Genomic DNA, 23,129 nt, shown 5'->3' on the forward strand with positions numbered 1-23,129 from the left:
GCCCCCCGCCCCCCCGCGCCCGCCCCCCCCCCGCCCCCCCCCCCCCCCCCCACCCCCGCCCCCCCGCCCCCCCCCCCACCCCCCGGCACGCGGGCCGGAGGTCGCGGGGCGTTGGCCGGTGGTCTCTGCGCGCGGGCCCGTGGTCGCGGGGCGCTGGCCCGTGGTGGCCGGGCGCTGGCCCGTGGTCGCGGGGCGCTGGCGCGTGGTCGCTGGGCGCGGGCCCGTGGTCGCGGGGCGCTGGCCCGTGGTCGCGGAGCGCTGGCCCGTGGTGGCCGGGGGCTGGCCCGTGGTCGCGGGGCGCTGGCCGGGGAAGACCTCGTCGATCTCCGCCTCGGTCCAGCCCTGTCGGGAGATGCGCTGGAGTTCGTCGGTCACCGGCTTGCGGGTGGCCTGGAACAGGGCCAGCGCCTCGGGCAGGGAGTCCGCCCGGCGCAGCGCGTCGGCGAGCGCTCCGCCGTCCTCGATGGCCGAGTTGGCGCCCTGGCCCTGGTGGTGCAGCATCGAGTGGGCCGCGTCGCCGACGAGTACGACGGAGTCCGAGTGCCAGCGGGCGACCGGGTCGATGTCGTAGACCGCGCGGATGTTCACGGTGTCCATGTCGAGGCCGTGGGTGATGGCGACGAGGCGCTCGTCGAAGCCCTCGACCGTGGCGAGGAGGTCGTCCTTGGTGACCTCGGGCGCCCAGGTGGCGTCCGGGCACAGGGCGGTGATGTCGAAGGACACCTGACCGCGGTGGCGCAGCGGCAACAGGTAGACCTTGGTGCCCCGGCCGATGTACATGCGCAGGTTGTCGTCGGTGACCAGGCCGTGGGCGTCGTCGAGGGAGATGACCGCGCGGTAGGCGTGCTCGCCGGAGAACACCGGTCCCTGGTCGCCGAACAGCTCCCTGCGGACCACGGACCTGATGCCGTCGGCGCCGACCACCAGGTCGGCCTCGACACTCCGGCCGTCGGCGAAGGTCAGTACGGAGCGGTCACCCTTGTCCTGGACGCTCTCCAGCCGGTGGCCGAGGTGGACCATGCCGTCGGGCAGCACGCTCATCAGCGCGTCGATGAAGTCGCCGCGGTGGATCAGATGGGTGTGGGTCTGCCGGCCGTCGGCGGGCCACTCCTCCCGCATGATCGGCTCGCCGGTGGCGGTGAGGATCTCGAAGGACTCACTCGGTGAGCTGACCCGGGCGACGGCGTCGAAGATCCCCCACTCGCGGAACCGGTTCATGGTGGCCGGGCGCAGTCCGATGCCGGCGCCGACCTCGCGGATCCGGCTCGCCTGTTCGTAGACGTCGACCCGGGCGCCGAGCAGGCTGAGGGCCTTGGCCGCCGCCGCGCCGCCGTACCCCGCGCCGACCACGGCGATCTTCAGTTCTTTCAGGTCCGATGACTGCATGGTGGCTCTCTCTATTTCTTGAGGGTCAGGAAGTCGGCGGGGTTGTCGACGAAGATCGTCCGGATCGCGGCCTCGTCCAGTCCGGCGGCCCGCAGGTCGGGGATGAGGTCCTCGAAGAGGTAGTTGACGGTGTGGCCCTTCACTCCGGGCCAGCCCAGCGGGCTGCAGTTGGCGTCGGCGGAGGCGAGCACCTGGTTGAGGCGGCCCTCGCCCGCGATGAACCGCAGGAAGTGGTCGAGGCGCTCCTTGCGGGGGCGGGCCCAGAACGGCGGGTCGGGCAGTTCGGTCTCGTAGCCGAAGGTGTCGAAGCCGATCCGGCCGCCCTGCTCGGCGATCCACACGTCCCGGGTCCGGTCGGCGTTGACCCCGTCGTCGACGTGCCCGAACAGGACGCGGTCCAGGGGCAGTCCCTCCTCGGCGAAGATCGCGATCGCGCTCTCGGCGTCGATGGCGAGGTGGGTCAGGACGGGCGCGCCGGTGGCGAGGGCGGCCCGTGCGGCGGCCCGGTAGATGCGCTTGTCGAGGTCGGTCATGCGGCCGCCGCGGCTCACGCCGACCTTGATGACTCCGGCGCGGCCGCCGGTGTCGCCGACGCCGACGGTGATCTCGTGGACGAACTGCCGCATCAGGTAGTCGACATCGGCGCGGGCGAAGTGCCACAGGGCGGTGTCGCCGCCGACGAAGCCGGTGCAGGCGACGATGTGGACGCCGGTCTTCGCGGACAGCGACCGGTAGTAGTCGACGTCACGGCCGTTGCAGATCCCGGTGGCGTCGACGAAGGTGCCGCCGCCGTAATCGTGGAACGCCCGGAGTTTGGGGACGGTCTCCGCGTAGCGCTGTTCGGGGGTCTTCCACCACTTGGTGTCCAGCTCGGAGCCGGGCATGCCGTAGCCGATGTGCTCGTGGACGGCCACGAGGCCCAGCTCCTCGGCCGGGACGGGCCCCAGGACAGTATTGACTCGGGACACAGAACTCACCTCTGGGTAAGGGGACTTGACGGAACGTCGGGGCCGGGGCGGTCAGCGCGCCGACAGCAGGTCGTGCGGGTTGCGCACGAGGATCCGCCGTACGTCCTCGTCGCCGAGGCCCTGGGCCTTCAGGAGCGGAACGAACGCGGTCAGGACGTGGCCGTAGGGCAGTTCGTTGGCGGGGGTGCCCTTCGCGACGCCGATGGCGCCGACGGAGAGCAGGATCCGGTCGCCGAGACCGGCCCGGACCAGGTCGGCGACGAGGGCGGCGCGGTCGGCGTCGGTGAGGTGTTCCTCGTCCTCGGTGCCGACGTGGTCGAGGGCGGCGTAGGCGCCGCGGCGGGCGACGGCCAGGGGGGCGCCGGCGGCGGCGTCCTTGCGGTCGAGGCCGCCGACGACGACCCGGTCGGCCGGGAGGCCCTCGTCGAGGACGACGCCGAGATCGTGGACGGCGTCGGCGCCGTGCCGGAGGGAGACCGGGACGCCGGTGGCCAGGGCGGTGCGGGCCGCGCCGCGGAACAGGCTCTCGTCGGTCGCCGTCATGCCCGCGCGGGTCGCGGTGGTGGCGACGAGTCCGGCGGCGCCGCGCCGCTCCACCCGGGGTACGACCATGCCCTCGGTGATCTCCCTGGTGAACAGGTCGGCGAACCGGTCGGCCGGCCAGGGGGTCGGCGGGTTGGTCTGCGGGGTGAGGAAGTAGCCGCCGAGCTTCTCCTCCGGGCCCTGGCCCGTCGAGGCGACGATGTGCACGCCGGTGGTGCGCGACAGGCTCTCGTAGAGCCGGACGTCCCGGCCGTGGAACATGCCGGTGCTGTCGACGACGGTGCCGCCGCCGCAGGCCCGGAACGCCGTCAGCTTGGCGGCGAGGGTCTCGAAGATCTCCGCGCGGTCGATGGTGATGTCGAAGGCGTACTCCGCGCCCGGAGCGACCGACAGCAGAGCCTCGTGGACCGAGACGACGCCCAGGTCCTCGGTCGGCACCGGGCCCAGGACGGTGTTCACGGTGGTGTTCTTGCCGCTCATGGCTGCCTCACGTGTGCGGGGTGGGGTGCTCAGCGCCCCGTGACTAGGGCCACCGTAGCCATTCGCTTTACATAGCGTCAATGAAATGAACGAGAAGAAAAAACAATGGACTGGTAGTAGTGCCAAGCAGTGGACGAGGGGTTTTATCGCACACCAGTTCGATCGCGAGAGGTGAAAACACGGCCGGGCCCGAGGGAGCCGCGGCCGTGACGAGGATCAGTTGAGCAGGCCCACCCAGCTGGCGGCGAGCTCGTCGAGCATCTGCTCCCGGGTGAGTTTCCAGTCGGAGCCGTCCCAGTGCTGGGCGACGAAGTCGAGCTGGGCCATGGCCAGCACACCCCGGAAGTGACGCTGATGGGGCGCGAGACGCCCGGCCGCCGCCAACCCGTCCTCGATGTCGCCGACGGCCTCCTCCAGCCAGCGCTCGACGAGGTCGACGAGGTCCGGTTCGACCACCGCGGCGTCCCGGCCGATCCGGATGATGGGCCGGATGGCCGGCCAGCTGTCGGCGGTGCGCCGCAGCCACGCCATGATCGCCTCCGGTGTGCCCTCGGCGACCGTGGCGACGAGATCGAGCGCGGTGGAGCCGTGCTCGACGGAGCGCACCCGCTGGAGTTCCTCGTTCAGCTGCTCGTCGATGAGCGCCTTCATCAGGTCGCCCCGGGAGGGGAAGTACGCGTAGAAGGTCACGCGGGTGGTGCCCGCGGCGGTCGCGATGTCGTCGACCGTGGTGGCCGCGTACCCCTTCGCCTTGAACAGCTCGAGCCCGGACTCCAGCAGCAGACGGCGCGTCATCTTCTTCTGCGCCTCACGGAGGTTCGCCATGGCCGCGATCCTAACGGCCCATAACCGCCACGGCCGCGCCGCCCGCTCACCGAACATGGAGGGCGGCAACCTTACACACCCTCGACTCACTTTATGTTACGAACAAATGATTGACGCGTCGTAAAGCGAGTGACATTCTCCACGGCAACCAAGCTCCCCGGGCTCCCCTCCACGGGTCGCCCCTCTTTCCCAGCCAGGGAGAACAGCAATGACGCTCAACAACGGGACGACGACGTCCCAGGGCCCAACCGCGGGGGCCGCCCGGACTCCGGGCTACGCGGGAACACTGGCTGCAGCCTGCGGCGCGGTCTTCGTGGCCCAGGTCGCGAACGCGCTGCCGGCCTCGCTCAACGGGCTGTTCCAACAGGACCTGAACACCCACGGCTCCCAACTCACCTGGATCACAGCGGCGTTCATGGTCGCCGTGGTCTGCTTCGAGTTCACCTTCGGCGTCCTCGGCGATCTCTTCGGACGGCGCCGGCTGGTCGCGGCCGGCACGGCGCTGATCGCGGTCGGCAGTACGGTGGCCGCGCTGGCGCCCACCGTGCAGGTGCTGTGGGTCGCCGCCGCGCTGAACGGCCTCGGCGCCGGCGCCATGTTCCCCGGCTCGCTGACCTCGCTCACCGCCGTCACCCGCGGGACGCGTGAGCGTGCGCACGCGGTCGCGGTCTGGAGCGGCTTCCTGTCCGCGGGCGCGGCCGTCTCGCCGCTGCTCGGCGGCATGTTCGCCAGGATCGGCTCCTGGCGCGGCTCGTTCTGGGTGCTGGTCGGACTGGCCCTGGTCAGCATGGTGCTCACCCTGACCCTGGCCGCGGAGTCGAAGGCCCCCGAGGGCCGCAAGCTGGACGTGGCCGGTCAGATCACCTTCGCCCTCGGCCTGATCCTGGTCCTCTACGGCGCCGTCGAGGGGCCCGAGTCGGGCTGGACCACGCTGCCCGTCCTGCTGGCCTTCGCGCTCGGCGCGTGCTTCCTGGCCGGGTTCGTCGTGGTCGAACTGGGCGCGGAGTCCCCGATCTTCGACCTGACCCTGTTCCGCAACCGGGCCTTCACCGTCTCCTCCGTCGTCGCCGTCATCGGGATGCTCGCCTTCCTCGGCGCCTGCTTCGCGACGAGCATGTGGCTGGGCCCGGTCCAGCACCAGGACCCGATCCGCGTCGCGGTCCCCTTCCTGCTGCTCCAGGGTCCCGCGTTCGTGCTGATACCGGTCGTCTCGCGGCTCCTCCAGCGGGTCTCCGCGTCCGCTCTGCTCACCTCGGGGTTCGTCCTGATGGCGGTGGGCTGTCTGCTCTGCACCCGGCTCGACGTGACCGACCCGGGGCTCGGCGCGTTCGTCGTCCCCGCCCTGCTGATCGGCGTCGGATTCGCCCTCACCGTCAGCTCGGTGACGGCCGTGGCCCTGGGCAGCGTGCCCGGACAGCTGGCGGGCATGGCCAGCGCGACCACCAACATGCTGCGCGACCTCGGCTTCGCGCTCGGCCCGGTGGTGGTCGGCGCGGTCGCCCTCAGCACCGCGGGAACGGCGTTCGCCGACGGGCTGTCCGGCGCGGGCCTGCCCGCCGCCGAGGCGGCGGCGGCCCGGGAGATCGCGGAGGCGGCGGGCCCCATCGCCGTGAACAGCCTCCCGCCCGGCGCCCCCGGCTCCGCGGCCCACGGCCTCGCCCTGGACGCGCTGGGCAGCGGCTTCGGCACGGCGTTCCTGGTGTGCGGGGTGGCTGCGGCGGTCGCCGCGGTCCTCACCGCCGTGGGCATGATCGGCGTCCGGACCCCGGTCGACACGGACGACCGCGCGACCGCGAACCAGCTGGAACCGGCACCGATCGGCTAGCCGCGGGCTGACCGACCACGGGGCGGCCCAACGCCTGACCGGGCGTGGGTCGGCCCGCCGACCGACCGAACGCCGGGGCCCCGGCCCCGGCCCGACACCGGCTACAGCCCCGGCCGTCATTTCGGCTCGTCTCCGGCCCTGTAACAGCACCGGCCACAGCCCCGAGCTGCCGCCCCCGGGTCACCGCTTCGGCTCAACGCCCGCCTTGGAGCCACCCCGGCCACAGTTCCGGCACAACAACGGCTGGGGCCCCGCTCCGGCCCGGATGGTGACAACTCCGTCCGGGCGGGGCAGTGCTGAGCAGGGCGCCGACGGGGTTCGCCCCCGCTGGGGGCGGCCCTTCCTGGTGGGACCCTCGGCAGACCCTCAGGCGGGACATCGCGCCGACCACGGTTGCGGCCCACCGGAGCGGGAGCTGCAGCGCGAGACGGGGCTCGGCAGGGAGCGCCCGGACCGCGCCGCGGGCGTCACACCAGACGCCTGATCTCCCCGCGCACCCGGTAGAAGCCGCCCGCGGAGGTGTGCAGCGAGTCCACCACGTACCGCGCGCCGGGCTGGCGTATCGCTCGCGGGAACTGGACGTTCCAGCCGGACTCGTAGCCCTCGGAGACGACCCGCACGCGCACCCGGCCGCCCTGCTCGAAGCACTCCACGACGACTCCGCCGCCCGCCGCGGGGACGGCGCTGACCGTGGCGACGGAGGCGGCGGTGGTCAGCGGGGCGTAAGTGGGCAGCGCGGCCGCCAGTTTGATGTCGGCGGCGACCGGGACGGTGCCCGACTGGGCGGCGTTGATGGCGGCCTCGCTCGCGTCGATGCAGGCGAGGGAGCCGTCCGTGGAGACGATGTACAGCCGCTCCTCGTGGTACTGCATGGAGAGCGCGGAGCCGCCGCCCGTGCCGAGCTTCCACAGCCGGGTGCCGTCGGCGGTGAAGCAGTAGACGGAGGAGGCGGAGTCGCCGGCGAAGACGTACCGACCGCCGGGCGACGTGGCGCAGGAGTACACCGCGGCGTCGCACCGGTAGGAGGCGTCGATCACTCCGGAGTACTTGTCGAGCCGCTGCACGACCCGGCGTCCCGTCCCGGCGTAGACGGCGTCCCGCTCCTGCCAGCCGAAGAGGACGTTGCCACTGGTCGCGGTGTGCCACAACTGGCGGGCGCCGTCCGCCGCGTAGGCGGTCACCCCGCCGCTGTGCCCGTGGTACACGGCGCGGTCGTCGGCCCGCACCATCCACCCGTGCTCCCCGGAGGAGTTGCGCGACCACTGGAGTTCGTCCTCGTGGTCGATGACCGTCAGACCGCCGTCGCGGTCGGAGACGTTCAGGACACCGGCGTGGATGTCCAGCCAGAAGATGTCCACCTCGGCGGCGATGTCGTACGCGGCGAACGGCACCTTGGCCGAGAGGTCGTACACCCGGCCGTCGTCGCAGCCCGCGTAGATCCAGAAGTCGTCGGCGACCAGGCACTTCACTCCGTCGGGCAGGGAGTAGTGGGCGAGCACCTCACCGTCGTGGCTGAGGTTGTAGACGTCGCCGTTCTGGTTGCCGACCCAGCAGCGGTCCTCGTCGACGTGGATCCCGAACGCCGAGTTGCCGGTGCGGAACCGCCAGAGCACCGGGGCGGTGGCCCGCGCGGTGGACGGGGCGGAGGTGACCTGACGTCGCGTCACGGGCCGGGCGGCGCGCTGCCCCTGAACCGCGGGCGCGTAGCCCTTGCGCACCTTCTCGGCGATCTTCTTCGCGGCCGCGGCGCGCGCCTTGTCGGCCGTCGGGAAGGCGGAGCTCTGCCGCTGACCGTCGACCCCGATCCGCCCGTACCGCACGGAGACGGTGGTCCCGTCGACGATGACCTCGTAAAACTTGTGGGCCCCGCCGTCCTCCTGGGACAGCTCCAGATAGGTCCGCTCCTCCGACTGCCCTGCCTGCGCTGCGGACACAGCACACCCCTCCCCAAAGCCCCGACCGGCCTCGGGGGCCGATCTCCAGTACCGCCAAACTAGCGGCCGGCACTGACAACGGGCCCCCGGGCCGTCCCGTCGGCGGGAGCCCGGGCCAGAATGGCGGCACCAGGGCCGGCCACAGCGCACCCAGCAGGAGGACAGCGTGCCCACCGCTCAGGACTGGATCGACCGTCTCGGACTGGAACCCCATGTGGAGGGCGGCTACTTCCGGCGCACCTACGTGTCCGACCGGCATCCGCCGGTCCGGACGCCCCGCGGCGAGCGTCCGCTGCTCACCTCCATCCACTACCTCCTCACCGCGGCGTCACCCGTCGGCCACTGGCACCTCAACGCGTCCGACATCCTGCACTTCCACCACCACGGCGCGCCGCTCACCTACCACCTGATCCACCCCGACGGGCGGGCCGAGACCGCCGTCCTCGGCCAGGACCCCGAGCGGGGTGAGGTCCTGATGCTCGCCGTGCCGGGCGGTGTGTGGAAGGCGACCGTTCTCGACAACGGCGACCACGCGCTGATCAGCGAGGCGGTGGCACCAGGTTTCGACTACGCCGACATGACCCTGGGCCGCCCGGACGAACTGACGGCCCGCTTCCCCCAGCACACCGAACTCGTCCACCGGTACTGCCATCCGCCCGGAGACCGGTGACCGCTCCCCTGGGAGCAATCAGCCGGAACGGCGAAGCGCCGGTCACCTCGGCGAATCCACGAGCCTCGGCGCGGTCCGCGCGGAGGCCCGCCAGGCGGCGCAAACCTCATCGGGGTCGCCCAGTTCCTCGCGCAGGCGGTGGGCTCGGTCCACCAGGATCGGCCAGCCGCCGGTCAGTTCGTGGAGACGGTCCGGGCGGTCCTCCGTGTGGAACATGCTGATGCGCAGTCCCCAGGCACAGCCGGGTGCATTGGCTGCTCGTACCGCCGCACTCCACCACCCCTTCGACACCGGACCGCCGGTCACCTTCTTGGTGTGGCCGCCCATTGCCGCGGTCCGCGCAACTCGACGCACAGACCACATGTCGACGTCACGCATGAGCTGACGCCTTGCCAAAGCGAACGTCAGCAAGCTCCGGAATCGTCACGCACTCCACGAGAGGCACCCTTGCCTCGTCGAACGTCAAGGAAGGGGGAACCAGGTCGAGAGGCACTTGGCGATCGCCGGTACATCGACGTTGTCCTGGGCGACTTCCTCGACGAACGGGCCGGCCACGGAAACGGGCGGCGGGACGGCACTCGCGCCGACGCCGTTGAACCGCAGGAAGACACGCATGGCGAGCCAGGCGGTGCGCTTGTTCCCATCGATCAGCGCGTGATTGCGGGCGACGGAGTGCAGCAACGCTGCGGCCTTCTCGTGCAGCGTGGGATACAACTCAGCCCCGAACACGTTCGTTCGGGGTCGCTCGATCGCCGACACGAGAAGGCCCATGTCACGCACGCCGTGCTCGGTACCGTTGACCGCGCGGGCGATGGCCAGGATCTCGTCGATCTGGAGGTAGCGCACATCCGTCACTTCAGGTAGTCCAGGATCTCCGCGTCACTGTCCATGAGCTCGGCCAGGACGTCATCGACCTTCAGCTCGGCCCGGTCCTGAGCGTCACGGATGGCTTCAATGGCAAGTTCCTGCTTGCTACGGCCCTCCCGACGAGCCCGCTCGGTGAGCTTCGCGTCAAGGTCGTCGGGGAGTCGAAGTGTCATCGCCATGCAGAGATGATACCAGGCCGGTATCAAGTGGCCCGGTCGGCACGCGCTCCCGGCTCCGCGGAGCCTGGGACCAGGCGGCCGTGCGCATCACCACCGCAAGAGCCACTAGGACGCGTCGCCCTCACAGGCGCCTCGTTCACGAACTCCCAGGTCCAAGAGCTCCTTAAAGTTCCGTCCGCTTGAACCGCTGCGCATAGGGAGACAGGCCAAGGAACCCGCCAGAGCAGCCGAACCGCAGGTCAAACGCCCTTGTGGGCCGGCTCCAGGATCGCCACGCACTCCACGTGATGCGTCATCGGGAACAGGTCGAACACCCGGAGCGTCCGCACCCGGTACCCCCCGTCCCGGAAGTACCCCAGGTCCCGGGCCAGGGCCGCCGGGTCGCAGGCCACGTAGGCGATGCGGCGGGCGCCCAGGGACGCCAGGTGCTTCACCGTGGCGCGGCCGGCGCCGGCCCGGGGCGGGTCGAGGACGACGAGGTCGACCTCGGAGATACCGGTCCGCGGGAGGACCGACTCGACCTTGCCCTGCTCGATCCGGACCCGGGGGAACTCCGCGAGGTTGTGGCGGGCGTCCTCCACCGCGCGCTTGCCGGACTCGATACCGAGGACGGCGCCCTGCTCGCCGAGGCGGTCGGCGAGCGCGCCCGCGAAGAGGCCGACCCCGCAGTACAGGTCGAGCGCCATCTCGCCCTTGCGCGGCAGCAGCCCCTGCATCACGGCCTTGACCAGGGTGTCCGCCGCCTGCGGGTGGACCTGCCAGAAGCCGCCGCTGCCGACGCGGTGGGTGCGCCCGTCGGCGCGCTCACGGACGAACGGGCGGCCGTGGACGCGGTGGACACCGCCGTCCTTCTCCTCGACCCGCATCACCGACACCGGCTTGTCCAGTTCCACGATCGGGAGCCGGGCGCCGGGGCGGGGCGTGAGGATGACCTGGCGGTCCTGCGAGCCGGTCGCCGCGATGGCCTCGACCGACTCCATGCCCGTCCAGTCGCGCCGCTCGATGCCGAGTTCGCTGACGCCCTCCGCGGCGATCATGCAGTGCTCGACGGGCTCGACCGCGTGCGAGCGGTGGCGGCGCAGCCCGGCGCGTCCGGTCGCGGGGTCCACCGCGTACTGGACCCGGGTGCGCCACTGCGGGACCTGCCCGGCCGGCAGCTTGTCGCCCTCGGCGGGCATCACCGTGCCGTCCCAGCCGGCCTCCTCGGGCGTCAGCCCCGCGAGCCGCCTGAGCTGCTCGGCGACGACCTCGCCCTTCATCCGGCGCTGCGCGCCCGGCTTGGCGTGCTGCCAGTCGCAGCCGCCGCAGCGGCCGGGACCGGCGTACGGGCAGGGCGCCTCGACGCGGTCCTTGGAGGCGTCGAGCACCTCGACGGCGTCGGCGCGCAGGAAGCGGGCGCCCTCCTCGCCCTCGGTGACCCGGGCCAGGACCCGCTCGCCGGGCAGCGTGTGCCGTACGAAGAGGACCTGGCCGTCCTGGGTGCGGGCGATGCAGTGGCCGCCGTGGGCGACGGGACCGACCTCGACCTCGAACTCCCGCCCCACGAGCGACCCCGCCTGCGACTTCTTCGGTTCTGCCTGCATGGCGGGGTGACTCCAGATACGTAAGGGAAAGGGCCGGGACAACAGCCGTCCAGTCTACGACTGTTTCGAGGACTCCTTGGTCCGCTCCACCGCCGGGCCGCGTCGCACGGAGCCCGGCGCGTTCCACTCCTGCCGCTTGCGGGCCCGCTTCTTCGCGGCCTCGGAGGACTGGAGCTGGTAGGGCACCGAGGTGACCATCACGCCCGGCGTGAACAGCAGCCGGCCCTTCAGGCGCAGGGCGCTCTGGTTGTGCAGCAGATGCTCGTACCAGTGGCCCACGACGTACTCGGGGATGATCACGGAGACCGCGTCGCGCGGGGACTCGCGGCGCAGGTTCTTGACGTACTCGATGATCGGCCGGGTGATCTCGCGGTAGGGCGAGTCGAGGACCTTCAGCGGGACGTCGATGCCGCGCTTCTCCCACTCGGCCTTGAGCGCCTTGGTCTCGGCGGGGTCGACGTTGACGCTGAGCGCCTCCAGGGTGTCGGTGCGCATCAGCTTGGCGTACGCGAGGGCGCGCAGCGTGGGCCGGTGGATCTTGGAGACCAGGACCACGGAGTGCACCCGGGAGGGGCGGACGCTGTCGTCGCTGGGACCCTCGGGGGCGGCGATCTCGGCGGAGACCCGGTCGTAGTGCTTCCGGATCGCGCTCATGACGACGTAGAAGATCACCATGCCGAGCAGGGCGACCCAGGCGCCGTGCGTGAACTTGGTGACCAGGACGACGACGAGGACCAGGCCGGTGAAGAAGGCGCCGAAGGCGTTGATCGCGCGGGAGCGGACCATGTGGCGGCGCTTGGCCTGGTCGGTCTCGGTGCGCAGGTGCCGGTTCCAGTGCCGGACCATGCCGATCTGGCTGAGCGTGAAGGAGACGAACACCCCGACGATGTACAGCTGGATCAGCCGCGTGGAGTCGGCCCCGTAGACCCACACCAGCAGCGCGGCGGCGCCGGCCAGCAGCACGATGCCGTTGGAGAAGGCGAGGCGGTCGCCGCGGGTGTGCAGCTGGCGGGGCAGGTAGCGGTCCTGGGCGAGGATCGAGCCGAGCAGCGGGAAGCCGTTGTAAGCGGTGTTGGCCGCGAGGAAGAGGACCAGGGCGGTCGCCGCGGCGAGCAGGACGAAGAAGAACGTGCCGTCGCCGAAGACGGCGGCCGCGACCTGGGAGATCACCGGGTCCTGCACGTAGTCCGCGCCGACGGGCACGCCGTTGTGGACGAGGTCCTTGGCCGGGTTCTCCGCCATGTGCACGTCGGTGGCCATGGCGAGCCCGATGATCCCGCAGAACATGGTGACGGCGAGCAGGCCCATCATGGCGAGGGTGGTCGCCGCGTTCCGCGACTTGGGCTTGCGGAAGGCGGGGACCCCGTTGCTGATCGCCTCGACACCGGTGAGCGCGGCACAGCCGGAGGAGAAGGCGCGCAGCAGCAGGAAGACCAGGGCGAAACCGGCCAGACCCTGGTGCTCGGGCTTGATCTGGTAGTCGGCGGTCGGGGCCTTCATGGTCTCGTCGAGGATCAGCCCCTGGAAGGCGCCCCAGGCGATCATGATGAAGACGCCGGCGACGAAGACGTAGGTCGGGATCGCGAAGAGCTTGCCCGACTCCTTCACACCGCGCAGGTTCATCAATGTCAGCAGCACGATGATGCCGACCGCGCACAGGACCTTGTGCTCGACGAAGAAGGGGACGGCCGAGCCGAGGTTCTCCACGCCGGAGGAGATGGACACGGCCACCGTCAGAACGTAGTCGACCAGCAGCGCGCTGGCCACGGTGAGGCCGGCCCGGGGGCCGAGGTTGGTGTTGGCGACCTCGTAGTCGCCGCCGCCGCTCGGGTAGGCGTGCACGTTCTGCCGGTAGGAGGCGACGACCGTGAACATCAGGACCACGACCGCGACCGCGATCCAGGGGCTGAAGTGGTACGCCGACACGCCCGCGATGGACAGGACCAGCAGGACCTCGCCGGGCGCGTAGGCCACGGAGGACAGCGGGTCGGAAGCGAAGACGGGGAGTGCGATGCGCTTCGGCAGGAGCGTTTCCCCGAGCCGATCACTGCGCAGTGCGCGCCCGATCAGGATCCGTTTGGGCACGTCGGTCAGTTTGGACACAACAGAGGATCGTAAGCGTTCGAACGGGCTGTCGCCCACCCGCCACCCCCTATCCGCACAGCACCTGCCCACCGGGTGAATTCGAGGGGCTCGCGGCTGCGGATTCCGTGGCTCACGACGACGGCGTGCCTATATGACAAAAACCGTTGATTCCCACCGCCGTTGCCGTCCTCCGGAGGCCCCATGGACACCACCGCCCAGCTGATCGGCGCCGCCGCGTCCCTCGTCGGCCTCGGATTCCTGACACTTGCCAGCGTCCGCAGCATCAGCCGCCGCTGATTCACCTCGATCCCGCGGCAACCGTGCACAGGGGTGCCGACGTCCTACCGCGCGTGTGTAGCTTGGGCGTCGATCTGAGACCCTGATCTGGCTGAGCAGTAACTCTTGACGTTGGAAGGACGGTCGTGCACATCGTCATCATGGGCTGCGGACGAGTGGGGTCCGCTCTCGCCCAGACCCTGGAGCAACAGGGGCATACGGTCGCTGTGATCGATCAGGACCCCACCGCCTTCCGCCGGCTCGGCCCCGGGTTCGGCGGCCGCCGGGTCACCGGCATCGGCTTCGACCAGGACACCCTGCGCGAGGCGGGCATCGAGGAGGCCGGCGCCTTCGCCGCGGTCTCCAGCGGCGACAACTCCAACATCATCTCCGCGCGGGTGGCCCGCGAGATGTTCGGCGTCGAGAACGTCGCGGCGCGGATCTACGACCCCCGCCGCGCCGAGGTCTACCAGCGTCTGGGCATCCCCACCGTGGCCACGGTGCGCTGGACCGCCGACCAGATGCTGCGCCGGCTGCTCCCCTCGGGCGCCGAGCCGCTGTGGCGCGATCCCACCGGTGGTGTCCAGCTGGCCGAGGTGCACACCTCCGCCGCCTGGGTGGGCCACAAGATCAGCAAGCTCCAGGAGGAGACGGGCGTCCGCGTGGCGTTCCTCACCCGCCTCGGGGAGGCCATCCTGCCCAGCTCGCAGACGGTGCTCCAGGAGGGCGACCTGGTGCACGTGATGATGCGCGCCGACGAGGTCGACAAGGTCGAGGCCGTCTTCGCCAAGGGTCCCGAAGAGGAGGGCGGTCACTGATGAGGGTCGCCATTGCCGGTGCCGGTGCCGTCGGCCGCTCGATCGCGGGCGAACTGCTGGAGAACGGTCACGAGGTCCTGCTGATCGACAAGGCGCCGACCGCGATCTCGGTCGAGCGCGTCCCGCAGGCGGAGTGGCTGCTCGCCGACGCCTGCGAGATCACCTCGCTGGACGAGGCCGCCCTCCAGCGCTGCAACGTGGTGATCGCCGCGACGGGCGACGACAAGGTGAACCTGGTCGTCTCCCTGCTGGCGAAGACGGAGTACGGCGTCCCGCGCGTCGTCGCCCGGGTCAACAACCCCAAGAACGAGTGGCTCTTCAACGAGTCCTGGGGCGTCGACGTGGCCGTCTCCACCCCGCGTCTGATGTCCGCCCTGGTCGAGGAGGCGGTGAGCGTCGGCGACCTGGTCCGGCTGCTGCGCTTCAGCCACGGTGACGCCAACCTGGTGGAGCTGACGCTGCCCGAGGAGTCGGCCCTGGCCGGTACCCAGGTCGGGGACGTGGAGTGGCCGCAGGACACCTCGCTGGTCACCATCATCCGCGGCACCCGGGTGCTCACCCCGACCCGGGAGGACTCACTGGAGGCGGGCGACGAGCTGCTGTTCGTGGCCGCGCAGGCCCGCGAGGAGCAGTTGGAGGACCTGCTGTCGGTGCGCCGCGAGGACGCGTCGAGCTGAGTCAGCCGTACGTACGCCGAAGGGCGCCCCGGGAGAACCCGGGGCGCCCTTCGCGTGGTCCGTGCGCTTCGGCCGGCGCGTGGTTCGTGCGCTTCGGCCGGCGCGTGGTTCGTGCGCTTCGGCCGGCGCGTGGTCCGTGCGCTGTGGCCGGCGCGTGGTCCGCGTCCGCTCGCCTCAGTCCGCGCCTCAGTCCGCGGCGCGAGCCGCGGCCTTCCGCTCCTTCTCCGCCTGCTCCGCCGCCTCCATCTCCGCGAACACGTCGATCGGGGCGGGCGCCTTGGCCAGGAAGACCCAGGTCAGCCAGACGGCGAGGAGGAACGGCGGGATCTTGAGGGCGACCAGGACCCAGCCCAACTGGGTGGTGTCCGCCCACCAGTAGAGCGGGAAGAGGATCGCGCACTTGGCGAGCAGGATCGCGCCCCAGGCGTAACTCGCCTTGGCGTACGCCTTCTTGCGTCCCGGGTTGCGGGTGCGCCAGGAGAGGTTCTCCTTGAACACCGGGCCGAGGATCAGGCCGATCAGCGGGACCCCGCACAGCGTCGTGATGATGTACGCCAGGCCGAGGCCCAGCGTGTAGAGCATGCCGGGCAGGTAGAAGTCCTTGGCGTTGCCGGTCATCATCGCGAAGACGACACCGAAGGCGACGCCGAAGACGCCGCTGAAGGCGTGCTTGAGGGTGTCCCGCTTCACCAGGCGGACGACGACCAGCAGCAGGGAGACACCGAGGGCGGCGATGGCCGACAGGTGCAGGTCCTTGTTGATGGTGTAGATGGTGACGAAGAGGAGTCCGGGCAGCACCGTCTCGACCATGCCGCGGACGCCGCCGAACGCCTCGAACAGTGCGGCCTCGGTCACCGCCCGGGCATCCCGCTCCGCGTCCGCGGTGGTGTCTTCGGTCGGCTTGTCGAGCGACGTCACCGGCTACTCCCGTCCGAGGGGTCTCAGTTCGTATTTCGGGTTGAACAGCACCCGGCGGCCCCGGCTCATCGAGATCCGGCCCGATGCGATCAGCTTGCGGCCCGGCTCTATGCCCACGATGGAGCGTCTGCCGAGCCACACCACGTCCAGCGCGGCGGAACCGTCGAAGAGCTCGGCCTCCAGGGCCGGGACTCCGGCCAGCGGCCGCAGGGTGACGGTGCGCAAGGTACCAGTAACGGTGACTATCTGTCGGTCGTGGCAGTCACAGATACGGATGCAGCCGGCGGTCGCGGCGTCCTCTCGCAGTTCCTCGGACTCCAGGTCCTCCTGCGACGAGGAGAGCCGGTCGAGCATGCGCCGGAACCGGCCCACCGGCTTCTCGGAACGAGGAACAGAACTCATGTCTGAAGCGTACCGGGGCACGCCAACAGCTACGTACCCACGGGCCGGACGCCCGAACCGGCGGCAGGAACCTCCAAGCTTGCCTAAGGGCTATAGGCAAATACATAATCGACTTAGGTAAGCGAAAGGACGGTCATGGTACGCGCAGGACTCACCCCGGAGCTGCTGACCCGGGCCGGGGCGGAGCTGGCCGACGAGGTCGGCTTCGAGCAGGTGACCGTCTCGGCGCTGGCCCGGCGGTTCGACGTCAAGGTCGCGAGCCTGTACTCGCACCTGAAGAGCTCCCAGGACCTCAAAACCCGGATCGCGCTGCTCGCCCTGGAGGAGCTCGCGGACCGGGCGGCCGACGCCCTCGCGGGCCGGGCCGGGAAGGACGCCCTGGTCGCGTTCGCCGACGTGTACCGCGACTACGCCCGCACCCACCCCGGCCGCTACGCCGCCGCCCGCTTCCGTCTCGACCCCGCGACGGCCGCCGCGAGCGCGGGCGTACGGCACGCCCAGATGACCCGGGCGATCCTGCGCGGCTACGACCTGACCGAGCCGGACCAGACCCACGCGGTCCGCCTCCTGGGCAGCGTCTTCCACGGCTACGTCGACCTGGAACTGGCGGGCGGCTTCAGCCACAGCTCGCCCGACAGCGAGGAGTCCTGGTCCCGCGTCCTCGACGCCCTCGACGCCACCCTCCGCAACTGGCCCGCCCCGTGAGCCGGCTCCCGTAGCCGAACCGGCCCCCGACCCCGTACGCAGAAAGGCAGAAGGCGCGCACCCATGCACCCCACACCCCTCACCGCCGACCTCGTCCGTGGCGCCCTGGACCTGGAGCGCACCGAGCACGGTCTGCTGCCGCACCGGCTCCCCGCGCGGGCCCGCGCCCAGTGCTCCGACCCGCAGCTCGCCATGGTCGAGTCCCAGCCCTCGGGCGTACGGCTGGCCTTCCGCACCCGGGCCACCGCCGTGGAACTGGACACCCTGCCCACGAAGCGGAACTACGTCGGAGTGCCGTCCCGCCCGGACGGCGTCTACGACCTGCTCGTCGACGGCGAACTGACCGGCCAGACGGTCGCCAGGGGCGGCACCACCCTGGTCGTCGACCTGGCCACCGGCTCCACCGAGCGGCACCAGGGCCCGGTCGTCACCCTCTCCTTCACCGGGCTGCCCGACCGGGAGAAGGACGTGGAGATCTGGCTGCCGCACAACGAGACGACCGAGCTGGTCGCGCTGCGCGCCGACGCCCCCGTGGAGCCGCTGCCGGACCGCGGCCGCAAGGTGTGGCTGCACCACGGCAGCTCCATCAGCCACGGCTCCGACGCCGCGAGCCCCACCGCGATCTGGCCCGCCCGCGCCGCGGCCCTGGCCGGTGTCGACCTGATCAACCTCGGTCTGGGCGGCAGCGCGCTGCTCGACCCGTTCACGGCGCGGGCGATGCGGGACACCCCGGCCGACCTGATCAGCGTCAAGATCGGCATCAATCTGGTCAATCTCGACCTGATGCGGCTGCGGGCCTTCGCTCCGGCCGTGCACGGCTTCCTCGACACCATCCGCGACGGCCACCCCGACACCCCGCTGCTGGTCGTCTCTCCCATCCTGTGCCCCATCCACGAGGACACCCCGGGCCCGGGCGCCTTCGACCCCGAGGCGCTCCGCGAGGGCCGGCTGAGGTTCGTGGCGACCGGCGACCCGGCGGAGCGGGCGGCCGGGAAGCTGACGCTGACCGTGATCCGCGAGGAGCTGGCCCGCGTCGTGGAGCAGCGCCGGGCCGAGGACCCGCACCTGCGCCACCTCGACGGCCGGGACCTGTACGGGGAGCGCGACCACGCCGAGCTGCCGCTGCCCGACGCGCTCCACCCGGACGCCGCCACGCACCGCCTGATCGGCGAGCGCTTCGCCGAGCTGGCCTTCCGGGACTGGAGCGGGGCCGCCCGGGACTGACGCGCCCGGGACCAGGGGTCAGCGCTCGAAGCGGTAGCCCATGCCCGGCTCGGTGATGAAGTGCTCGGGGTGCGAGGGGTCCGTCTCCAGCTTCCGCCGCAGCTGGGCCATGTAGACCCGCAGATAGTTCGTCTCCGTCCCGTAGGACGGCCCCCAGACCTCCTGGAGCAGCTGCTTCTGGCTGACCAGCCGTCCGGCGTTGCGGACGAGCACCTCCAGCAGGTGCCACTCGGTCGGTGTCAGGCGGACGTCCGCGCCGTCGCGGTTGACCTTCTTCGCGGCCAGGTCGACGGTGAACGTCCCGGCGTCGAGGAGGACCTCCTCCTCACCGCCCCCGACCGGCTCGGCGCGCCGCACCGCCGCCCGCAGCCGGGCCAGCAGTTCGTCCATGCCGAAGGGCTTGGTGACGTAGTCGTCGGCGCCCGCGTCCAGCGCCTCCACCTTCTCGTCGGAGGAGTGGCGGGCGGACAGCACGAGGATCGGCACCCGGGTCCAGCCGCGCAGGCCCCGGATCACCTCGACGCCGTCCATGTCGGGCAGGCCGAGGTCGAGCACCACCACGTCGGGGTGGCGGGCGGCGGCGAGCTGGAGGGCGGTGGCACCGTCGTGCGCCGCGTCCACCTCGTACTTGCGGGCCTTGAGGTTGATCACAAGGGCGCGCACGATCTGCGGCTCGTCGTCGATCACGAGCACCCGGGTCATGAGGCCTGCCTTTCGGAATCCGGTACGTCGGTGCGGTCGGGGCGGTCCGGGTGGTCCGGGAGGTCCGGGTGGTCGGGGTGGTCCGGGAGACCAAGTTTCTCAGCGGCCGCGCGCAGGGTGAGCACCATGGTGAGCCCGCCGCCGGGGGTGTCCTCGGCGTGCAGGGTGCCGTCCATGGCCTCGGTGAAGCCGCGCGCCACCGCGAGGCCCAGCCCGACGCCGGCGCCGCGGGGCGCGTCCCCGTACCGCTGGAACGGCGCGAAGATGCGTTCCTTGGCGTCGTCGGGGACGCCGGGTCCGCGGTCCACGACCCGGACCTCGACGCGGTCGGCGAGGGCGCTGGCGGAGACCAGGACGGGCGTTCCGGACGGGCTGTACTTGACGGCGTTCTCGACGATGTTGGCGACCGTGCGTTCCAGCAGGCCGGGATCGACGGCGACCATGGGGAGGGTCTCGGGGATGTCGAGTTCCACGCTGTCCTCGGGGACTCCGCCGAGGGCCATGGGCACGACCTCGTCGAGGTCGATCTCCCGGACGATGGTGCTGACGGTGCCGGTCTGGAGCCGGGACATGTCGAGGAGGTTGCCGACCAGGTGGTCGAGGCGGTCGGCCCCGTCCTCGATCCCGGCGAGCAGTTCCGCCTCGTCCTCCTCGGACCAGGAGACGTCGTCGGAGCGCAGGCTGCTGACCGCTGCCTTGATCCCGGCGAGCGGGGTGCGCAGGTCGTGGCTGACGGCGGCGAGCAGCGCGGTGCGGATGCGGTTGCCCTCGGCCAGGGAACGGGCCCGGTCGGCCTCCTCGCGCAGCCGGCGCCGGTCCAGGACGACGGCGGCCTGCGTGGCGAACGCGGCCAGCACCCGCCGGTCCTCGGCCGGCAGCACCCGCCCGGTCAGCGCCAGCGCCATGTGGTCCCCGACCGGCACGTCGACGTCGGCGTCCTCCGGCCGCTCCAGGGGCCGCCCCAGGCCGACGCGGCCGGCGCAGGTCCAGGGCTCCAGGTCGCCCGCCCGCTCCAGCAGGGCGGCGGACTCCATCCCGAAGGTCTCCCGGACCCGTTCCAGCAGCGCCTCCAGGCTGGTCTCGCCGCGCAGCACGTTCCCGGCGAGGAAGGAGAGGATCTCCGACTCGGCGCGCAGCCGTGCCGCCTGATGGGTGCGGCGGGCGGCGAGGTCGACCACCGAGGCGACCGACACCGCCACCGCCACGAAGATCACCAGGGCGAGGATGTTGGTGGGGTCGGCGATGGTGATCCTGCGGACGGGCGGGGTGAAGAACCAGTTCAGCAGCAGCGATCCGAGCAGGGCCGAGGCCAGCGCGGGGAAGAGTCCGCCGATCAGCGCGGCCGCCACGGTCAGGGTCAGGAACAGCAGCATGTCGTTGGTCAGGCCGAGGTGGACGTCGACGTTGGTCAGCAGCACCGTGAGCAGCACGGGGCCGCCGGCTCCGGCCAGCCAGCCCCACACGACCCGGGACCGGCCCAGTCGGGCGCCGCGCGCCACGGGCAGTCCGCGGCCCTTGGCGACCTCCTCGTGGGTGACGATGTGGACGTCGAGGTCGGGCCCGGACTCCCGGGCCACGGTCGCCCCGACGCCGGGACCGAGCACGTACTGCCAGCTCTTGCGGCGTGAGGAGCCCAGCACGATCTGGGTGGCGTTCACCCCGCGCGCGAAGGACAGCAGCGCCGCCGGGACGTCGTCGCCGACCACATGGTGAAACGTGCCGCCGAGGTCCTCGACGAGCGTCCGCTGGACCGCCAGTTCCTTCGGCGACGCCGACGTCAGCCCGTCGCTGCGCCCGATGTAGAGGGCGAGCACCTCACCGCCGGCGCCCTTCTCCGCCAGCCGCGCCGCCCGCCGGATCAGCGTCCGCCCCTCCGGGCCGCCCGTCAGACCGACCACGATCCGCTCCCGCGAACCCCAGATCCGCGACACCCGGTGCTCCCCGCGGTACTCCCGCAGGTACTCGTCCACCCGGTCCGCCACCCACAGGAGCGCCAGCTCCCGCAACGCCGTCAGGTTCCCCGGCCGGAAGTAGTTCGACAGCGCCGCGTCCACCTTGTCCGGCCGGTACACGTTCCCGTGCGCCATCCGCCGCCGCAGCGCCTGCGGCGACATGTCGACCAGCTCGATCTGATCCGCCCGCCGCACCACCTCGTCCGGCACCGTCTCCCGCTGCCGCACCCCCGTGATCGACTCCACCACGTCCCCGAGGGACTCCAGATGCTGGATGTTGACGGTCGATATGACGTCGATCCCGGCCGCCAGCAGTTCCTCCACGTCCTGCCACCGCTTGGCGTTGCGGGAGCCGGGCACGTTGGTGTGGGCCAGCTCGTCCACCAGAGCCACCCGGGGAGCCCGCGCCAGCACCGCGTCGACGTCCATCTCCGTGAACGACGCACCCCGGTAGGCCAGCTCGCGGCGCGGCACCGTCTCCAGACCGTGCAGCATCACCTCGGTACGCGGCCGCCCGTGATGCTCCACGAACGCGACCACACAGTCCGTACCGCGCTCCAGGCGCCGGTGCGCCTCCGACAGCATCGCGTACGTCTTGCCCACGCCCGGTGCCGCACCGAGATAGATCCGAAGCCTGCCGCGTCCCATGTCCTCATTGTCTTCCGGTCGTCACTTCACGCAGCGTCGACCTTACGACCAGCAAATCGGACATACGCCACCGGGTGCGGCGGCCCGGGCGCTTTTGACGCAACCCTGACGCACCGCACCCGGCGCCGCGGCTCCCCCGCTCAGGAGGGGTTGTCGCCGTGGGTGAGGGTCTCCCAGGCGACGAAGAGGTTGTTGCTGCCGGCCGGGCGGTTGCGTTCGGTCAGCGTCTGCGTGTTGGTCATCGCGTGGCCGAGGCGGTTGGCCAGGGCGTTGTGGCCGACCTCGGTGACGGGGCCGAGTCCCAGGTGCAGGCTGCCGCCGCACAGCCAGGCGGGAGCGGCCGTGCCGAGCTGGTATTTGGCCTGGAAGCCGAGCGCGTGCCGCAGCCGCTCGCCCACGTCGGTGCCGTACAGGTCCTGCCCCTGGATCCGGCTGGTCTCGGCGACGTGCGAGATCGCGGAGATGCCGTAGCCGGTGTGGGTGAAGTCGCGGCAGGTCTCCTGGGTGAGGCCGGTGACGAAGGTCGACTGGCCCTGCCAGTAGTTGACGATCTTGTCGCGGGTGTCGAGGTTCTGGCTCGGGACGGTCTTCGGCAGTTCCCCGTCGGAGGCGAGGTAGACGTAGGCGGCGGTGCGGGTGCGGAACTTCGCCATGGCCTTGTCGTACGAGGCCCTGTCCTCCAGGAAGACGGAGATGCCGATGGCGGCCTCCATCATCGACAGCTCCCAGTTCCCGTTGGAGTGGGAGCCGTTGATGATCTCCGGGAGGTAGACGTTGCGGAGCATCGTCGAGAAGCGTCCGGAGTTCGGCCAGCCGCCCGTGTACGTATGCTTGATGATCTCGGCGGCCCGGGGCCAGGAGGAGCCCGCCCAGCCGGTCTGGAGCGGGGCGTTGCTGTTGGTGTGGTCGGTGATCACCGCGGACCAGGCGTCCATCAGCTGGATGGACTTCCGGGCGTAGCGCGCGTCGCGGGTGATGTACCAGGCGAGGGCGTTGGTGTAGGCGGCGATCGCGTCCTCGCGCTCGTCGGTGCAGCCGTTGTTGGGGTTGGAGTACGAGCCGCACTCGACGACCGCCCGGGGCTTCGGGGCGCGGTTGGGGTCGGCGTACCTGCTCGCCATCATCTGGTCGTAGGCGCCCTTCCAGGGCTGGGCGCCGGCCAGGACCTGGGAGCGGGCGAAGTCCAACTGGCCCCGGGAGACGGCGACTCCGGGGTGGGTGAAGGTGGCGGGGGCCGCTTCGGCGCCCGGCGCGGACGGCCAGGCGAGGACACCGGCGACCAGGGCGGCGACGACCGCGAGAAGTCCGGTTCTGCGCATAGGTGGGGGGCCTTCCGTTCTCGTATGTGAACGTGAAGCGCCTTTATGAACAGACGCGTTGAGCGGAGACCATAGGTCTGGACCATCCCTCCGTCAAGGCGTGAAGAAAGCCGCGCCCGTTCACATCCGGCCTCCGGGCATGT

At 71.3% G+C, this 23,129-nt stretch carries 21 protein-coding genes; 6 read left to right on the forward strand and 15 right to left on the reverse strand.

Translation table 11 applies throughout. The features are described 5' to 3' along the window. From AB0E07_RS19795 to AB0E07_RS19810, 4 genes are all read right to left on the reverse strand, one after another. On the reverse strand, positions 1 to 1,386 hold a 1,386-nt coding region (locus AB0E07_RS19795; RefSeq protein WP_362253339.1), incomplete at its 3' end, for an FAD-dependent monooxygenase. A gap of 11 nt (positions 1,387 to 1,397) precedes the next feature. Then, entirely contained in the window at positions 1,398 to 2,354 is a 957-nt protein-coding gene (locus AB0E07_RS19800) for a phosphotriesterase (protein ID WP_362253342.1), read from the reverse strand. 51 nt (positions 2,355 to 2,405) lie between these two features. Then, entirely contained in the window at positions 2,406 to 3,377 is a 972-nt protein-coding gene (locus tag AB0E07_RS19805; protein WP_362253346.1) for a phosphotriesterase, read from the reverse strand. 216 nt (positions 3,378 to 3,593) lie between these two features. Then, positions 3,594 to 4,202, reverse strand: a complete 609-nt coding sequence (locus tag AB0E07_RS19810) for a TetR/AcrR family transcriptional regulator (RefSeq protein WP_362253349.1) — start codon at positions 4,200 to 4,202, stop codon at positions 3,594 to 3,596. Positions 4,203 to 4,410: 208 nt separating this feature from the next. Between AB0E07_RS19810 and AB0E07_RS19815 the strand changes: the two genes are divergently transcribed. After that, on the forward strand, positions 4,411 to 6,027 hold the full coding sequence (locus AB0E07_RS19815) for an MFS transporter (RefSeq protein WP_362253352.1): 1,617 nt from the start codon (positions 4,411 to 4,413) through the stop codon (positions 6,025 to 6,027). 467 nt (positions 6,028 to 6,494) lie between these two features. Here AB0E07_RS19815 and AB0E07_RS19820 read toward each other — a convergent pair whose 3' ends face one another. After that, entirely contained in the window at positions 6,495 to 7,961 is a 1,467-nt protein-coding gene (locus AB0E07_RS19820; RefSeq protein WP_362253355.1) for a WGR domain-containing protein, read from the reverse strand. Positions 7,962 to 8,127: 166 nt separating this feature from the next. Between AB0E07_RS19820 and AB0E07_RS19825 the strand changes: the two genes are divergently transcribed. Further along, entirely contained in the window at positions 8,128 to 8,631 is a 504-nt protein-coding gene (locus tag AB0E07_RS19825) for a cupin domain-containing protein (RefSeq protein ID WP_362253358.1), read from the forward strand. Between the two features lie 42 nt (positions 8,632 to 8,673). Here AB0E07_RS19825 and AB0E07_RS19830 read toward each other — a convergent pair whose 3' ends face one another. From AB0E07_RS19830 to AB0E07_RS19850, 5 genes are all read right to left on the reverse strand, one after another. Beyond that, positions 8,674 to 8,847, reverse strand: coding sequence for a hypothetical protein (locus AB0E07_RS19830; protein WP_362253361.1), 174 nt, complete (start codon positions 8,845 to 8,847; stop codon positions 8,674 to 8,676). Positions 8,848 to 9,093: 246 nt separating this feature from the next. After that, positions 9,094 to 9,486, reverse strand: a complete 393-nt coding sequence (locus tag AB0E07_RS19835) for a type II toxin-antitoxin system death-on-curing family toxin (protein WP_362253364.1) — start codon at positions 9,484 to 9,486, stop codon at positions 9,094 to 9,096. Further along, positions 9,483 to 9,677 carry a ribbon-helix-helix protein, CopG family gene (locus AB0E07_RS19840; RefSeq protein ID WP_007445201.1) on the reverse strand — a complete coding sequence of 65 codons (195 nt, stop codon included), beginning with the start codon at positions 9,675 to 9,677 and terminating at the stop codon, positions 9,483 to 9,485. Before AB0E07_RS19840 ends, AB0E07_RS19835 begins: the two co-directional genes overlap by 4 nt. Positions 9,678 to 9,916: 239 nt before the next feature. Beyond that, on the reverse strand, positions 9,917 to 11,260 hold the full coding sequence (locus AB0E07_RS19845) for a TRAM domain-containing protein (protein WP_362253368.1): 1,344 nt from the start codon (positions 11,258 to 11,260) through the stop codon (positions 9,917 to 9,919). A 54-nt stretch (positions 11,261 to 11,314) separates the two neighbouring features. Next, on the reverse strand, positions 11,315 to 13,363 hold the full coding sequence (locus AB0E07_RS19850; protein WP_362253371.1) for an APC family permease: 2,049 nt from the start codon (positions 13,361 to 13,363) through the stop codon (positions 11,315 to 11,317). Positions 13,364 to 13,767: 404 nt separating this feature from the next. Between AB0E07_RS19850 and AB0E07_RS19855 the strand changes: the two genes are divergently transcribed. Together AB0E07_RS19855 and AB0E07_RS19860 are read left to right on the forward strand one after the other, a co-directional pair. Beyond that, positions 13,768 to 14,439: a TrkA family potassium uptake protein gene (locus AB0E07_RS19855; protein ID WP_362253374.1), complete on the forward strand. Its 672-nt coding sequence runs from the start codon at positions 13,768 to 13,770 to the stop codon at positions 14,437 to 14,439. Further along, entirely contained in the window at positions 14,439 to 15,116 is a 678-nt protein-coding gene (locus AB0E07_RS19860) for a TrkA family potassium uptake protein (protein WP_362253377.1), read from the forward strand. The genes AB0E07_RS19855 and AB0E07_RS19860 overlap by 1 nt, the downstream gene beginning before the upstream one ends. 186 nt (positions 15,117 to 15,302) lie before the next feature. Here the strand turns inward: AB0E07_RS19860 and AB0E07_RS19865 are convergent, their stop codons facing one another. Next, positions 15,303 to 16,034 carry a DUF3159 domain-containing protein gene (locus AB0E07_RS19865; RefSeq protein ID WP_362253380.1) on the reverse strand — a complete coding sequence of 244 codons (732 nt, stop codon included), beginning with the start codon at positions 16,032 to 16,034 and terminating at the stop codon, positions 15,303 to 15,305. 3 nt (positions 16,035 to 16,037) lie between these two features. Then, the gene (locus AB0E07_RS19870) at positions 16,038 to 16,436 is read right to left on the reverse strand and encodes an OB-fold nucleic acid binding domain-containing protein (RefSeq protein WP_351931643.1); all 399 of its coding nucleotides are present in this window, start codon (positions 16,434 to 16,436) and stop codon (positions 16,038 to 16,040) included. A gap of 135 nt (positions 16,437 to 16,571) precedes the next feature. Here AB0E07_RS19870 and AB0E07_RS19875 point away from each other — a divergent pair, with 135 nt between their 5' ends. Further along, complete coding sequence (locus AB0E07_RS19875) at positions 16,572 to 17,141, forward strand: WHG domain-containing protein (protein ID WP_362253384.1); 570 nt, start codon at positions 16,572 to 16,574, stop codon at positions 17,139 to 17,141. 63 nt (positions 17,142 to 17,204) lie between these two features. Beyond that, positions 17,205 to 18,365, forward strand: coding sequence for a GDSL-type esterase/lipase family protein (locus AB0E07_RS19880; RefSeq protein WP_362253387.1), 1,161 nt, complete (start codon positions 17,205 to 17,207; stop codon positions 18,363 to 18,365). Between the two features lie 18 nt (positions 18,366 to 18,383). Here AB0E07_RS19880 and AB0E07_RS19885 read toward each other — a convergent pair whose 3' ends face one another. The 3 genes from AB0E07_RS19885 to AB0E07_RS19895 all read right to left on the reverse strand — a co-directional run bounded on the left by AB0E07_RS19885 (position 18,384) and on the right by AB0E07_RS19895 (position 22,986). Beyond that, positions 18,384 to 19,067 carry a response regulator gene (locus tag AB0E07_RS19885; RefSeq protein WP_362253390.1) on the reverse strand — a complete coding sequence of 228 codons (684 nt, stop codon included), beginning with the start codon at positions 19,065 to 19,067 and terminating at the stop codon, positions 18,384 to 18,386. After that, positions 19,064 to 21,667 (reverse strand): sensor histidine kinase KdpD, encoded by a 2,604-nt coding sequence (locus tag AB0E07_RS19890; protein WP_362253393.1) that lies wholly within the window; start codon positions 21,665 to 21,667, stop codon positions 19,064 to 19,066. Before AB0E07_RS19890 ends, AB0E07_RS19885 begins: the two co-directional genes overlap by 4 nt. Positions 21,668 to 21,807: 140 nt before the next feature. After that, positions 21,808 to 22,986: an alginate lyase family protein gene (locus AB0E07_RS19895; protein ID WP_362253397.1), complete on the reverse strand. Its 1,179-nt coding sequence runs from the start codon at positions 22,984 to 22,986 to the stop codon at positions 21,808 to 21,810. Between the last annotated feature and the right edge of the window lie 143 nt (positions 22,987 to 23,129).

It is taken from the genome of Streptomyces sp. NPDC048002 (assembly GCF_040653275.1).
Taxonomy (GTDB): Bacteria; Actinomycetota; Actinomycetes; order Streptomycetales; family Streptomycetaceae; genus Streptomyces.

Coding starts and splice junctions, on each gene's coding strand:
- AB0E07_RS19805 (WP_362253346.1), bottom strand. CDS start 3,377: ATGAGCGGCAAGAACACCACCGTGAACACCGTCCTGGGCCCGGTGCCG.
- AB0E07_RS19845 (WP_362253368.1), bottom strand. CDS start 11,260: ATGCAGGCAGAACCGAAGAAGTCGCAGGCGGGGTCGCTCGTGGGGCGG.
- AB0E07_RS19815 (WP_362253352.1), top strand. CDS start 4,411: ATGACGCTCAACAACGGGACGACGACGTCCCAGGGCCCAACCGCGGGG.
- AB0E07_RS19860 (WP_362253377.1), top strand. CDS start 14,439: ATGAGGGTCGCCATTGCCGGTGCCGGTGCCGTCGGCCGCTCGATCGCG.
- AB0E07_RS19830 (WP_362253361.1), bottom strand. CDS start 8,847: ATGTTCCACACGGAGGACCGCCCGGACCGTCTCCACGAACTGACCGGC.
- AB0E07_RS19810 (WP_362253349.1), bottom strand. CDS start 4,202: ATGGCGAACCTCCGTGAGGCGCAGAAGAAGATGACGCGCCGTCTGCTG.
- AB0E07_RS19885 (WP_362253390.1), bottom strand. CDS start 19,067: ATGACCCGGGTGCTCGTGATCGACGACGAGCCGCAGATCGTGCGCGCC.
- AB0E07_RS19875 (WP_362253384.1), top strand. CDS start 16,572: ATGGTACGCGCAGGACTCACCCCGGAGCTGCTGACCCGGGCCGGGGCG.
- AB0E07_RS19840 (WP_007445201.1), bottom strand. CDS start 9,677: ATGGCGATGACACTTCGACTCCCCGACGACCTTGACGCGAAGCTCACC.
- AB0E07_RS19870 (WP_351931643.1), bottom strand. CDS start 16,436: ATGAGTTCTGTTCCTCGTTCCGAGAAGCCGGTGGGCCGGTTCCGGCGC.
- AB0E07_RS19895 (WP_362253397.1), bottom strand. CDS start 22,986: ATGCGCAGAACCGGACTTCTCGCGGTCGTCGCCGCCCTGGTCGCCGGT.
- AB0E07_RS19890 (WP_362253393.1), bottom strand. CDS start 21,667: ATGGGACGCGGCAGGCTTCGGATCTATCTCGGTGCGGCACCGGGCGTG.
- AB0E07_RS19880 (WP_362253387.1), top strand. CDS start 17,205: ATGCACCCCACACCCCTCACCGCCGACCTCGTCCGTGGCGCCCTGGAC.